This window comes from Microcella pacifica, assembly GCF_009371975.2.
Classification (GTDB): domain Bacteria; phylum Actinomycetota; class Actinomycetes; order Actinomycetales; family Microbacteriaceae; genus Microcella; species Microcella pacifica.
Window position 1 is genome coordinate 24,939 of the sequence record NZ_VIKT02000003.1, and the last position, 12,400, is coordinate 37,338.

At 72.0% G+C, this 12,400-nt stretch carries 12 protein-coding genes; 6 read left to right on the plus strand and 6 right to left on the minus strand.

The window, feature by feature from the left end:
- Position 1: 1 nt before the first annotated feature.
- The 3 genes from FK219_RS02235 to FK219_RS02245 are packed head-to-tail and all read right to left on the minus strand — an operon-like array spanning position 2 to position 3,450.
- On the minus strand, positions 2-1,135 hold the full coding sequence (locus FK219_RS02235) for a hypothetical protein (RefSeq protein WP_152582082.1): 1,134 nt from the start codon (positions 1,133-1,135) through the stop codon (positions 2-4).
- The gene (locus FK219_RS02240) at positions 1,132-2,370 is read right to left on the minus strand and encodes a sensor histidine kinase (protein ID WP_152582083.1); all 1,239 of its coding nucleotides are present in this window, start codon (positions 2,368-2,370) and stop codon (positions 1,132-1,134) included. Before FK219_RS02240 ends, FK219_RS02235 begins: the two co-directional genes overlap by 4 nt.
- Positions 2,371-2,382: 12 nt before the next feature.
- Positions 2,383-3,450: a 4-hydroxy-3-methylbut-2-enyl diphosphate reductase gene (locus tag FK219_RS02245; RefSeq protein ID WP_152582084.1), complete on the minus strand. Its 1,068-nt coding sequence runs from the start codon at positions 3,448-3,450 to the stop codon at positions 2,383-2,385.
- 76 nt (positions 3,451-3,526) lie between these two features.
- Between FK219_RS02245 and xseA the strand changes: the two genes are divergently transcribed.
- From xseA to FK219_RS02270, 5 genes are all read left to right on the plus strand, one after another.
- Positions 3,527-4,837, plus strand: a complete 1,311-nt coding sequence (gene xseA, locus FK219_RS02250; RefSeq protein ID WP_152582085.1) for an exodeoxyribonuclease VII large subunit — start codon at positions 3,527-3,529, stop codon at positions 4,835-4,837.
- A 1-nt stretch (position 4,838) separates the two neighbouring features.
- Positions 4,839-5,105 carry an exodeoxyribonuclease VII small subunit gene (locus FK219_RS02255; RefSeq protein ID WP_152582086.1) on the plus strand — a complete coding sequence of 89 codons (267 nt, stop codon included), beginning with the start codon at positions 4,839-4,841 and terminating at the stop codon, positions 5,103-5,105.
- The gene (locus tag FK219_RS02260) at positions 5,102-5,758 is read left to right on the plus strand and encodes a DUF4245 domain-containing protein (RefSeq protein WP_152582087.1); all 657 of its coding nucleotides are present in this window, start codon (positions 5,102-5,104) and stop codon (positions 5,756-5,758) included. The genes FK219_RS02255 and FK219_RS02260 overlap by 4 nt, the downstream gene beginning before the upstream one ends.
- 34 nt (positions 5,759-5,792) lie before the next feature.
- Complete coding sequence (locus tag FK219_RS02265) at positions 5,793-6,431, plus strand: carbonic anhydrase (protein WP_152582088.1); 639 nt, start codon at positions 5,793-5,795, stop codon at positions 6,429-6,431.
- A 97-nt stretch (positions 6,432-6,528) separates the two neighbouring features.
- Positions 6,529-7,929, plus strand: a complete 1,401-nt coding sequence (locus FK219_RS02270) for a class II fumarate hydratase (protein WP_152582089.1) — start codon at positions 6,529-6,531, stop codon at positions 7,927-7,929.
- Here the strand turns inward: FK219_RS02270 and FK219_RS02275 are convergent.
- Genes FK219_RS02275 through FK219_RS02285 form a run of 3 tightly spaced genes read right to left on the minus strand, consistent with a single transcriptional unit; the run spans position 7,926 to position 12,009 of the window.
- Positions 7,926-8,225, minus strand: a complete 300-nt coding sequence (locus FK219_RS02275; RefSeq protein ID WP_235923696.1) for a P-II family nitrogen regulator — start codon at positions 8,223-8,225, stop codon at positions 7,926-7,928. The two genes, FK219_RS02270 and FK219_RS02275, sit on opposite strands and share 4 nt — an antisense overlap.
- A 20-nt stretch (positions 8,226-8,245) precedes the next feature.
- On the minus strand, positions 8,246-10,624 hold the full coding sequence (locus FK219_RS02280) for a putative inorganic carbon transporter subunit DabA (protein ID WP_152582091.1): 2,379 nt from the start codon (positions 10,622-10,624) through the stop codon (positions 8,246-8,248).
- Positions 10,621-12,009, minus strand: coding sequence for a proton-conducting transporter transmembrane domain-containing protein (locus FK219_RS02285; RefSeq protein WP_165638014.1), 1,389 nt, complete (start codon positions 12,007-12,009; stop codon positions 10,621-10,623). The genes FK219_RS02280 and FK219_RS02285 overlap by 4 nt, the downstream gene beginning before the upstream one ends.
- A gap of 106 nt (positions 12,010-12,115) precedes the next feature.
- Here FK219_RS02285 and FK219_RS02290 point away from each other — a divergent pair, with 106 nt between their 5' ends.
- Positions 12,116-12,400: a helix-turn-helix transcriptional regulator gene (locus FK219_RS02290; protein ID WP_328821571.1), complete on the plus strand. Its 285-nt coding sequence runs from the start codon at positions 12,116-12,118 to the stop codon at positions 12,398-12,400.

Here is a 12,400-nt window from a genome sequence, read left to right on the forward strand (position 1 = left end):
TCTACCGCTGCCCCTCCGCGTCGACGTCGAAGCTCACGACGAGCGACTCTCCGTTGCGCCACTCGATGCGCCTCACGACGGACTTCACGCTCAGATAGTAGGGGGCGAGGACGGTCGTGCGCCGTCCCTCCGGAAGATCGAGCGACACCGTGACCGCCACCGCAACCGCGTCATCCCCGGCGGCCGCCAGACGAAGACGGGCCCCGAAGACCCCCGCCTCGGGGTCGGAGAACAGGCCGGTGATGAGCGCGGTGATGGCACTGCGCTGGTCGACCGTGATCGTGTCGGCCAGGCGGTGCGGGTCGTCGACATGCACGGGCCACTCGGCCACGATCGCGCTCAACCACGACTGGGCGTCCTGATCGACGAGCGCTCGCCGCAGCTCGTCGGCGAGCGCCGCGGCACGCCGGCGATCGCGATCGCTCACCTCCTCGGTAGCCGCGATCGACTGCAGGAACGGCTGCATGCGCTGCGACCATGCGCCGGCCGTGACCCGCTCGAGGATCGCGAGCACCGGCTCCTCCTGCGCATCCTTCACGCGCGCGTCCCCCACGAGGCCGCGCCAGCGCTCGACATCGGCGATCATGACGCCCGTGAGCACCGATCCTCCGATGATCGCGAACAGCACGGGCGAAGACGCGGTCAGAGCGGCCGCCACGGGCAAACGCACGCCCTCTCCCCCGGTTGCGCTCAGCGCACCGAGGACGGTGCACACCGCGACGCCGATCATGCCGGGCACGAACACGCGGCCGGGCACGAACGGGGCGAGAGACATGGCGATGAGCGCGGCGGCGAGCGACGCCCACCACAGTTCTGGCACGACGGCCTCGCCGCGCAGGCCCGCAGCTGAGACGAGCACGCCGAGACCCGTCAGCACGAAGACGGAGATCGACAGCGCCGCACCGAGCCGCCCCCGGTAAGGGCGAGACCCGACATGGATCAGGACACCGGCCGCCACGAGGAGGACGAGGGCGAGCACCTGCGTCGCGAACGAGCCGCCGGCCTGCCCGCCCGCGGTGATCGAGACGATGCCGTGTAGCGCGACGACGATCGACACCCAGATCGTCACGAGGGACGACGTGAGCCAGCTGAGCGTGTCGACGTCGATCGCCGAGAAGCGCCACCACCGTTTCATCGCTCGACCTCATCGCCCGTCGCGACCGGCGCGGCGGGAACTGACAGCAGCACGGTCGTGCCCGTCGCCCCCGACCAGACGCGCGCCGAGCCGCCCACGCGCTCGACGCGGCCGACCACCGACTCCCGAAGCCCGAGGCGGTCCGCCGGCACGGTCGCGGGGTCGAACCCCCGGCCCCCGTCGACGACCATGACGGTGAGCAGCCCCTCGGCAGAGCCGAGCGTGACGTCCGCGTGGCTCGTGCCCGAGTGCGCGACGACGTTGTCGAGGGCGGCCGCGGTCGCCCCCAGGATCGCCTCGGCCGCGTCGTCCCCCGGATACCCGAGGGCGGCATCGGCGCCCGCGACGTCCACGCGCATGCCCCTCCAGCGCACGTCGTCGACGATGGCGAGCAGGCGCGCACCGAGGCTCGTGCCCCGAGGATCCCGCGCCGGCGACGTGCCGCGCGGAGACACCGTCGCGGTCGCGACGATGCGAAGATCACGGCGGATGCGCTGCCGCAGCCGCGCGTCGAGCTCGGGCGTGCTGCGCGCGACGAGCGTGAGCGCGGCGAGCGCCGTGTCGTGCACGACCGCTGTCGCGGCGCGCTCCCGCACGCGCTGATCCTCGCCGCTGCGGGAGGACTGCGTCAGCTCGGGCAGCTCGGGAAGGCGCTCCCGTCGCCGACGCCATCCGATGGCGACCATCGCGTACGCCCCGCAGATGATGCCTGCGTCGGTGACGCGATCCCAGGAGAGCACATAGGTCTCACCGACGAGCGCGGCCCCCGCGGCGAGAGAGACGCTGCCCGCGAGCCACGCACCTGAGACCCACAGGATGCCGTCCGACGCGCGCGGTCGGATCGCACCGACGAAGATGAGGGCGGTCGCGATCGCCTCGATGAGGTAGGCGCTCTGAGACTCGCCCTTCGACAGCGTGAGCATCGCGACTGCCGCATACGCCGTTCCGGCGACGGTGCCGAGCGCGAGCTGCGCCGCGGCGAGCAGCACCGTGGGCCGCCACGCGAGCGCTAGGGAGCTCACGAGCATGAGGGTGAGAAGCGCCGCCAGCGGGGCGACGCTCGCGACGTCGCCGCGTCGAGCGCCGACCTCGAACAGGATTCCCCCGGCCAGGAGGATGCTCGCGGGCCCGATGAGGCGCTGGGCGGTGGCGAGCCCTCGCACGAGAGCGCTCGCCGTCACCTCGCGAGGGGGAGGCAGTCGCAGCGCCGAAGCGGTCGCATCGGCGGCGGTCATGGTGCTCGCCCGTCAGGCCCGCGTGCGCCCGCCGAGCGCGCGGTCGTCGCGCTTGCCCGACTTGTCGACCCGTAGCTCCTTCGGCAGCGAGAACAGCAGATCCTCCTCGGCCGTCGTGATCTCCTCCACCTCGCCGTAGCCGGCGTCGGAGAGGTCGGCGAGCACCTGCTGCACGAGCACCTCGGGAACGCTCGCCCCCGACGTGACGCCGACCGTCGCGACACCGTCGAGCCACTCCTGCCGAATCTCGCTCGCGTAGTCGACGCGGTACGCCGCCCGCGCGCCGTACTCGAGCGCCACCTCCACGAGGCGCACGCTGTTGGAGCTGTTCGCCGACCCGACGACGATGACGAGATCGCACTCGGGCGCAACCTTCTTGATCGCGACCTGCCGGTTCTGCGTCGCGTAGCAGATGTCGTCGCTCGGAGGGTCCTGAAGGTGCGGGAACCGCTCGCGGAGCCGCCGGACGGTCTCCATCGTCTCGTCGACGCTCAGTGTGGTCTGCGAGAGCCAGATGAGCTCGTCGGCATCGGGCACCTCGACGGTGTCGGCCTCCTCCGGGCTGCCGATGAGGATCGTGCGCTCGGGCGCGTGACCCATCGTGCCCTCGACCTCTTCGTGGCCGGCATGACCGATGAGCAGAATGCGGTAGTCCTGCTTCGAGAAGCGCACTGCCTCGCGGTGCACCTTGGTCACAAGCGGGCACGTCGCGTCGATCGCGGCGAGACCGCGATCGGCAGCACCTTGGACGACGGCAGGGCTGACTCCGTGCGCGGAGAAGACGATGTGCGAGCCGGGCGGCACCTCCTCGACCTCGTCGACGAAGATCGCACCGCGCTTCTCGAGCTCGGTCACGACGTGGATGTTGTGCACGATCTGCTTGCGCACGTACACGGGTGCGCCGTACTGCTCGATGGCCTTCTCGACGGCGATGACCGCCCGGTCGACGCCGGCGCAGTACCCTCGCGGCGCGGCGAGCAGTACCCGCTTGCTGCCCGCGACGGGTTCGTCGGTCAACCGCGCGCGCCGCTCGGGAACGATCGGTGTGCTGACGGGGGCTCCGTTAGTGATGGTGCTCACGGGGCCCAGTCTAGGCGCGGGCCCCTGAAGGTGGACTCCGTGCCCGTGTGTCGGCGCCCGCGGCTACCCTGGGGGCGTGACCGATGCCCCCGAGGCTCCCCGCCGCCCGGGAGCCGCGCCCGATCCGGCGGCGAGCGCCGCCGACGCGCCATGGCCGGTCGGGCAGCTCTCCTCCAAGCTCAAGGGGTACATCGACCGCCTCGGCACGGTCTGGGTCGAGGGCGAGATCACCCAGTGGGGGGTCTCGGGCGGCAACGTCTACGGCAAGCTCAAAGACCTCACGGCCGAGGCGACCGTCTCCTTCACCATCTGGTCCTCCGTGCGCGGGAAGCTGCCGGAGGGTCTCGGCCAGGGCGATCGTGTCATCGCACTCGTCAAGGCGAACTGGTGGGTCAAGGGCGGCACCCTGACGATGCAGGTGTTCGAGATGCGGCGTGTCGGCCTGGGCGACCTTCTCGAGCGACTCGAGCAGCTGCGGCGCCAGCTCGCGGCCGAGGGGCTCTTCGCCCCCGAGCGCAAGAAGCCTCTGCCCTTCCTGCCGCAGCGCATCGGCCTCGTCACGGCGCGCGACAGCGATGCGGAGAAGGACGTGCTGCGGAACGCGCAATTGCGCTGGCCGTCGGTCTCGTTCCGCGTGCACTACTCTGCCGTGCAGGGCGACCGGGCGGTCGGCGAGCTCGTGGCGGGCATCCGCGCGCTCGATGCCGACCCCGAGGTCGACGTCATCATCGTCGCCCGCGGCGGAGGCGACTTCCAGAACCTGCTGCCCTTCAGCGACGAGGCCGTGGTGCGCGCCGCCGCCGACTGCGCGACGCCCCTCGTGAGCGCGATCGGGCATGAGAACGACCGCCCGCTCCTGGACGACGTCGCCGACCTTCGCGCCTCGACGCCCACCGATGCCGCGAAGCGCGTCGTGCCCGATGTCGGCGAGCAGCTCGCGACCGTGCAGCAGGCGCGCTCACGGCTCATCACCCGGCTCACCTCGATGCTCACGGCCGAGATCGAGCGCGTGGCGCAGTTCCGCTCCCGCCCGGCGCTCGCGAGTGCGACGTGGATCATCGACACGCGGGCCGAGGAGCTCACGCGCCTCGTCGCACGCGGGGCGGAGCTGACGACGCGCCGCCTCGACAGCTCGCTCGAGGCCCTCGACGAGCGGCGCCGTCAGCTGCGGGCGCTCTCCCCGCAGCGGACGCTCGATCGCGGCTACGCGATCGTGCAGGACGACGCCGGGCGCGTGGTCAGCGACGCGGCGCGGGCGTCGCTCGACGACGCGCTGCACGTGACCCTCGCCGCGGGCCGACTGACCGCGACCGTGACGGGCACTGAGCCCTCGCCGAACGACACGGCACCGCGCACTCCCACCCCGAGCGAAGGAAAGCAGACCTAGCATGACTGACGTGACCGACTCCCCCGCCTCCGAGCCCTCTGCACCCGAGCAGGCGGAGGTCAGCGGCCTGAGCTACGAGCAGGCGCGCGACGAGCTCGTACGCGTCGTCTCCGAGCTTGAGCAAGGCGGCGCGACGCTCGAGCGGTCGATCGCCCTGTGGGAGCGCGGCGAGGCGCTCGCACGGCGATGCGAGGAATGGCTGCTCGGCGCCAAGGCGCGACTCGATGCGGCGCGTGCAGCCGCCAGCGACGACGGCAGCACCGCGTGACGCCCGCGGGAGAGGGCCGGGTCGTCGCCGAGCTCGGTCGGCCCGAGACGCCGGAGGAGACCGCGGCGCGCGTGGCCGAATCGCGACGTCGGCGTCGCGCGAACCAGTCGACGAAGAACCTCGTGCTCTCCCTCGTCGCCTCGCTCGGCATCGTGCTGTTCCTCGTCGTCGTCGTGGTGCGGCAGACCCCCACTCCGCCGCCCGTCGACTATCAGTCGACCGCGGCCGATGCCTCCCTCTCGCTCGGCACGGACGTGCAGGCGCCGATCGTCCCCCCGACCTGGACGGCCAACCGCGCCGACCTCACCGCGAGCGGCGGCGTGCGCGAGTGGTACATCGGCTTCCTCACCGACACCGACGCGTTCATCGCGCTCGTGCAGGGCTTCGACACGAACCCGACCTGGCTCGACGACCTGCTGCGGGGCGCGTCGGGCGGAGTGCCCGTGGAGATCGCCGGCGTCGAATGGAGCCTCTACGATCGACGTGGGGTCGACGCCGTCGGCAGCCGCCAGTACGCCCTCGTGACCGAGGCTGCCGAGAGCACGATCGTGCTCTACGGCACCGCGTCGGAGGACGAGTTCGCGATCCTCGCGACCGCGATCGCCGCCGACCTCCCCGCAGGAAACGACGACGAGGACGAGACCGCTCCGTAGTCGCGGCATCGAACCATCAACGCGAGGTGACCGCATGACCGCAACCCGACGCACTCCCGCCCAGGTGTGGCACGAGATGGAGCGCGGCAACGCGCGCTTCATCGCGGGCGAACCGCTCCATCCCCGACAGGACGTCGACCGGCGCACCGAGCTCGCCGGCTCGCAGGCCCCGGGCGCTGCCTTGTTCGGGTGCTCAGACTCTCGGCTCGCCGCCGAGATCATCTTCGACAAGGGGCTCGGCGACCTCTTCGTCGTGCGCAACGCCGGCCAGGTCATCAGCGACAGCGTCGTGGGCTCTCTCGAATACGCCGTGGCGGTGCTGCGCGTGCCGCTCATCCTCGTGCTCGGGCACGACGAGTGCGGGGCCGTGCGGGCCGCGATGGATTCCGCCCAACCCGGCGCCGAGCCGTTGCCCGTGCACATTCGCGGCATCGTCAACCAGATACTCCCCGCCGTTCAGCGCGTGCGCATCAGTGCGGGAGCGAGCGCGGTCGACCAGCTCGATGCCCTCGAGGTCGGCCGCCAGCACCTGCGCGACACCGTCGGAGCGCTGCTCTCGGCGAGCGAGCTCATCAGCGAGGAGGTCGCCGCCGGTACGCTGGCCATCGTCGGCGCGAACTACAAGCTGCGCGAGGGTCGCGTCGAGCCCGATGTCGTCGTCGGCCAGGTCTGACCGAACTCGACGCACGCCGAGCTGACAGCCGGGCATCCTCACCCTCGACCAGCCGACCAGACACCCGACCGCCACGCACAGAAAGACGCACACCGACGTGACCGAGACAGACGACTACCGCATCGAGCACGACACCATGGGCGAGGTGCGCGTGCCGCGCGACGCGCTCTACCGGGCCCAGACCCAGCGCGCCGTCGAGAACTTCCCCATCTCCGGCTCGGGGCTCGAGTCGGGGCAGATCGTCGCCCTCGCGCAGATCAAGCGCGCCGCCGCTCTCGTGAACGCCGAACTCGGAATTCTGGATGCTCCGCTCGCGCAGGCCATCGCCGCCGCCGCCGAGCAGATCATCGAGGGGCAGCATCACGACCACTTCCCGGTCGACACCTACCAGACGGGATCGGGCACAAGCTCGAACATGAACATGAACGAGGTGCTCGCGACCCTCGCCACGCGCATCGCGGGCACGGACGTGCACCCCAACGACCACGTGAACGCCTCGCAGTCGTCCAACGACGTCTTCCCCACCTCGGTGCACGTCGCCGTGACGAGCGCGCTGCTGCACGAGCTCATCCCCGCGCTCGAGCACCTCGCCGTCGCCCTCGAGCAGAAGGCCGAGCTGTGGTCGACCGCCGTCAAGGCCGGTCGCACCCACCTCATGGACGCGACGCCGGTCACGCTCGGGCAGGAGTTCGCCGGCTATGCGCGCCAGGTGCGCCTCGGAGTCGCGCGCGTGCGCTCGACGATCGAGCGCGTGGCGGAGGTGCCGCTCGGCGGCACGGCGACGGGCACGGGCATCAACACCCCGCTCGGCTTCTCGCAGAAGGTCATCGCCGAGCTCGCGAGCTCCACGGGGCTGCCGATCACCGAGGCCCTCGATCACTTCGAAGCGCAGGGCGCCAGGGACGGCCTCGTGGAGGCGAGCGGGGCTCTGCGCGTCATCGCGGTGTCGCTCACGAAGATCTGCAACGACCTGCGGTGGATGGGCTCGGGCCCGAACACCGGCCTCGGAGAGCTGCGCATCCCTGATCTGCAGCCGGGATCGTCGATCATGCCGGGCAAGGTGAACCCGGTGGTGCCCGAGGCAGTGCTCATGGTGTGCGCGCGCGTGATCGGCAACGACGCGACCGTCGCGTGGGCGGGCGCCTCGGGCTCCTTCGAGCTCAACGTCGCGATCCCCGTCATGGGCACCTCGCTGCTCGAGTCGATCCGCCTGCTCGCCAACTCGACGCGGGTGCTCGCCGACAAGACGGTGACCGGTCTCGAAGCGAACCTCGAGCGGGCGCGCGCGCTCGCCGAGAGCTCGCCCTCGATCGTGACGCCGCTCAACCGGGTCATCGGCTACGAGGCCGCAGCCAAGGTCGCCAAGCACGCCGTCCTCGAGAGCATGACCGTGCGCGAGGCCGTCATCGATCTCGGCTTCGTCGAGCGCGGCGAGGTCACGCTCGAGCAGCTCGACAGCGCGCTCGACGTGCTGCGGATGACCGCGCCGGGCCTCTAGCGGAAGTAGTGCGGTCGGCTCACGTAGGTGTCGGAGACGAACATGACGCCCGCGGTGAGATCGAGCAGCGAGCGCAGACCCTCGATGAGGTCGTCCGCCCTGTCGTCGGGCACGACCGTGATGATGAGCGTGAGCGCATCCCGATCGTTGAACAGCTGCCGACCCTCGTGAGCGCCGTGGTGGCCGAGACCGGTCACCGCGGGCAGGCTCGTGTAGCCGGTCGCTCCCGCCGCGACGATCTGGCGGCGCACCGCGTCGGCGTCGACCGTGCGCGCCACGATCTCGATCTTGGTCATCCTCGTCAGTCCATCGCGGCTCATGCCGCCTCCTCTCCCTGGTTTTCCTCGGCGCCGGGCAGGTGCCACGGCTCCCATCCGACGCTCGTGCACCGCTCCCATTCGCCAGCCGTGTCGCCCGGCCGCACGAGCGTCACCCACTCGCCGTGCACGAGGTCGTGCACGACGTCGGCGCGCTCGACGATGCGCTCGATGCGCTCGCGCGGGGCGTCCACGACCACGAGCAGGCGCACGGGCTCGTGGTGGAGGCCCTCGCGAGTGCCCACCGACTGCCACGGCAGACCGAGTCGCAGATCGCCCGACGGGCCGCTGAGCACTCCGGCCCCCGCCACGAGGTTGTGCACGGTCTTGGAGCCGGCGCCGAAGACGTCAGGGTCGACGGCGGAGTAGTAGTACTGCGCGTTGATCCAGTGCGCGACGACGAGCGGTGCCGTGAGGATCGTCTCGAGCGCCGTGCCCTCGGGATCGTGCTCGGGCGCATAGGAGTGCAGGAAGACGCGGCGCTCGAGGTCGGCGCCCTCGGTGAGCGAGCGCGGGCCGATCACGATCGCCGCGTTCCGCGCGAGGCCCCACTCCGGATACACCTGGGCCCAGTCTCGCGACCGACGCGCGACGGCGATGCTCGCGGGTGTGCGCGGCGACGCCCCGGGCAGATCCCGCACCCGTTCTGCGGCGAGGTCGCGCCCTGCTGAACACGCATCCCGCTCCACGGCGGCGGCCGCCTCGCGCTGCCCCGGATCAAGCCGGTGCAGGTCGGCGAGCGCGACGACGTCGGTCGCCGTGTCGTGCTCGCCGGCGAGGAAGACGGTGGCCTCGGGGATGCTGACCCCCCGCTCGCGCAGCCCCACCCGCACGGCCGGGGTGTTGAGCAGCGCGGCGGCGGCCCGCGCGTTGGGGGCACCGCGGTGGCCCCCGCATGCCCCGCAGTCGAGAGCCGTGCGGAAGGCATTGTTGGTCGTCGACGTGCCATGGCCGACGAACACGACGAGCGGTGCGAACGACTCGACCATACCCATGGTGCGCAGAATCACCTCGGCGGTATCCAGCTGCGCCTCGGGGGTCAGCGCGCTGTCGAGGTCGAGGAGGGTGGGCACGCTCATGGCGGGGTCGTCGGGGCGCCCCGTGCGCACGGCTCGCCCCGCCAGGAGGCTACGGGCGACCGAGCGGGGACCCAGGAGCCACCCGGTGACCTCTGCCCAGCCGAGCGGGGCGCCGGGAAGGTCGTCGGGCGCCTTCGCGCTTGAGCGCAGGGCCCGACGGACCGCGAGCGCGCGCACGAACCTCGCGGCCTCGCGCCATGCCCCGGGAGCCGGTCGTTCGGCGACCCGGTAGCGGGGCGTCAGCAGGACGGGGCACGCCGCCGCGGGCTCGGTCGCGGCGAGGGGCTCCATGAGTGCCGCGATGCCGAAGAAGCCGGCGAAGCCGGAGGTCGCGTAGGGCCCGCGGCGCTCGAGGTGCCGTCGCAGCCCTTCGCTGCGGGGGTCGATGCAGAAGACGAGGTGCGCGCGCGGGGCCGATCCGTCTCGCTCACCGCCCGTGTGTGCGCCAATCTGCTCGAGCACGCGGCGATGCGGAGCCGATTCGAGGGCCTCCTGCCACACGAGCGCGCGCGCGGCACTCTCGTCATCGCTGTGCCCCTCGTTCGGCGTGGCCGGCGGCTCGTCGAGCGCCCACTCGAGTGCCGCGCGCACGGCGAGCACGTCCACGATGTCCACGTCGCCGGAGGTCATGGCCCGCCACCGCACGTAGGCGGCCCACCCGGGCAGCCGCGCGAGACCGGCGCGGAAGTACGCGAGCTGCTCCTCCTCACTCACGCCGGTGCGGTCGAGCACGGTGGCGAGGGCGCGATCGGCGACGTCGGGGAGTGCCGCGATGCGGCGCCTCGCCTCTCGCGGCAGGGTGGCGTCGTGGAGAGCGAGGGCGCGCCACGCCCCGAAGAATCCGAGCTCGGCCACGGGGACGGGCCACGCGGCGGCCTCGGGGGCGAGTGCTGCACGGCACCACCGCGCGAGACGATCGTCCAGAGCGCTGAGCGGCTGCCGGTCACGCGGCGGAGGCGGGGCAGCGCGGGTGAGGAACCGCGTGACGAGCTGACGGTCGGTCGCCCCCTGCGGAGAGTCGGCGCGGCGGCGACGGATCGCCCGGGCGAGATCGGCCTCCGCGATGCGGCCGGAGTCGAGCAGGTCGCGGTACTGCCCCTCAGAGAGTGCGCCACGTGCTCCGAGAGCCGGTGCGGCCTGCGCGATGGCGCCGGCGAATCCTGCCGAGAGCGAGGGCACGAGGGGGTTGACGGCGATCGCGGCATCGAGCCCGTAGTAGGGGGCGATCACGGAGGCCGCGATCTCGGCCCGTGCGCGGGCTCGCAGCGCCGAGCGTGTGGGCGCGATGATGTCGGTCATGACGATGCTCCTGTCGTGAGGGAGGTGACGAGGGAGTCAGGCGTGCGGATCGAGGACATCGAGGATGCTCTGCTCGAGAACCTCGCAGCACGAGGCTCACCGACTCCAAGCGCGAAGGCCTGCAGCGTCAGGCCCGCGCGACTGAGCGGGAACCATCGGCGCACCACGCCGAGCGCGACGACGAGGGCGAGAGTGAGCACGGCGATGACGACGACGGCGGGCAGGGCCTCCGTGGTCGGCGACGGCGCGACGACCGCCGAGAGCAGTGAGGCGGCGAGGGCGTACGCGGCTGCACCCGCGGCGAGCAGGGCGCTCGATACGGCGGCGAGGGCGGTGCTCGGGGCGAGCAGCGCCGCGCGGGAGCCCGCGGCGGCGAAGGCTGCGCCGACGACGACGAGAAGCAGCAGCTCGGGCACTCCGCGACCGCCCGGATAGACCGCGAGAGCTACGGCCGCGAGAGCCAGCACGGGCAGGGCGGCGCCCGTGGCCACCCGTGCGACTGCGCCGCGGGGAGAGAGCGCGAGGCGCGCGGGGGCACGGCGTTCGTAGGCGCGTCGGTCGATGCCGTCGCTCGAGGAGAGGAAGAGCGAGCTCTTGTACAGGCCGTGCGCGACGAGGTGCACGAGCGCGGCGGCGGCGAGGCCGAGCGCGGCGCACAGCAGCATGAAGCCCATCTGCGCCACGGTCGACAGGACGAGGCGACCCTTGATGTCGGTCCTTGTCAGCGACGCGGCGACACCCACGAGCAGCCCGAACCCCGCGAGAAGCGCGAGGGCGACGGTCGCGAGGAGACTGTCGCTGATGAGGGGCAGCTGCGTGATGACGAGGATGCCCCCGCCGTTCACGATGCCGCCGTGCAGGGCCGCGCTCACGGGTGTCGGCGCGTAGAGGGAGCCGACGAGCCAACTCTGCGCGGGCGGCAGGGCGCAGCGCAGCGCGGCCGCGACGACGAGGAGCAGCGCGGCGGCATCCGTGCCGGCACCGAGCGACGAGAGCACGACCGCGGCCCAGAGCGCGACGTCGGCGGCGATGAGCCAGAGGGCGCCGGGGAGGAGCGCGCGCACTCCCCCGCCGAGACCCAGCGCCACGAGCGTCGCGACGGTGGAGGCGCTCCAGGCGAGGCCGAGCATCCAGAGCGGACCAGCGAGGGCGAGCCACGCCGTCGTGGCGAGCATCGCGCCGAGGGCGACCGTGATCGCGGTGCCGTGGCGGTCGCCGCGCAGCGAGCGGTGTGCGAAGGGCAGCACGGCCGCGGCGATGCCGACCACGAGAACGAGAAGGGCGAACGTGACGCCGTCGAGTCGCCACAGCGCGCCGTCCAGCGGGGGCGTGGACGCCGCCGCGAGCAGTGCTCGGGGGTCGAGCGGGCTGCCGAGTGAGAACATGATGCACCTCCTTGCGCGCATCACAATACACGATTTGTCTTTCGTGTATTACGCAACGCGTATTTTGGTGCTCTCGGGCGAGCGGAGCGGCTCGTACAGTGTTCCCGTGGCCGAGTGGACGTTCCTGACGAATCACACGCACGTGCTCGTGTGCCTCGCCGACGACCCCGAACTGCGCATGCGCGACATCGCCGAGCGCGTCGGCATCACCGAGCGCGGCACGCAGCGCATCGTCGCCGAGCTCGTCGACGCCGGCTACCTCGTCAAGACGCGCGAGGGGCGACGCAATCGCTACAGCCTCGTCGACAACGTTCCCCTGCGGCACCCGCTCGAGCGCACGCACACGATCGGCGAGCTGTTGCGCGCCGTCGGCGAGAACGCAGAGCGCTAG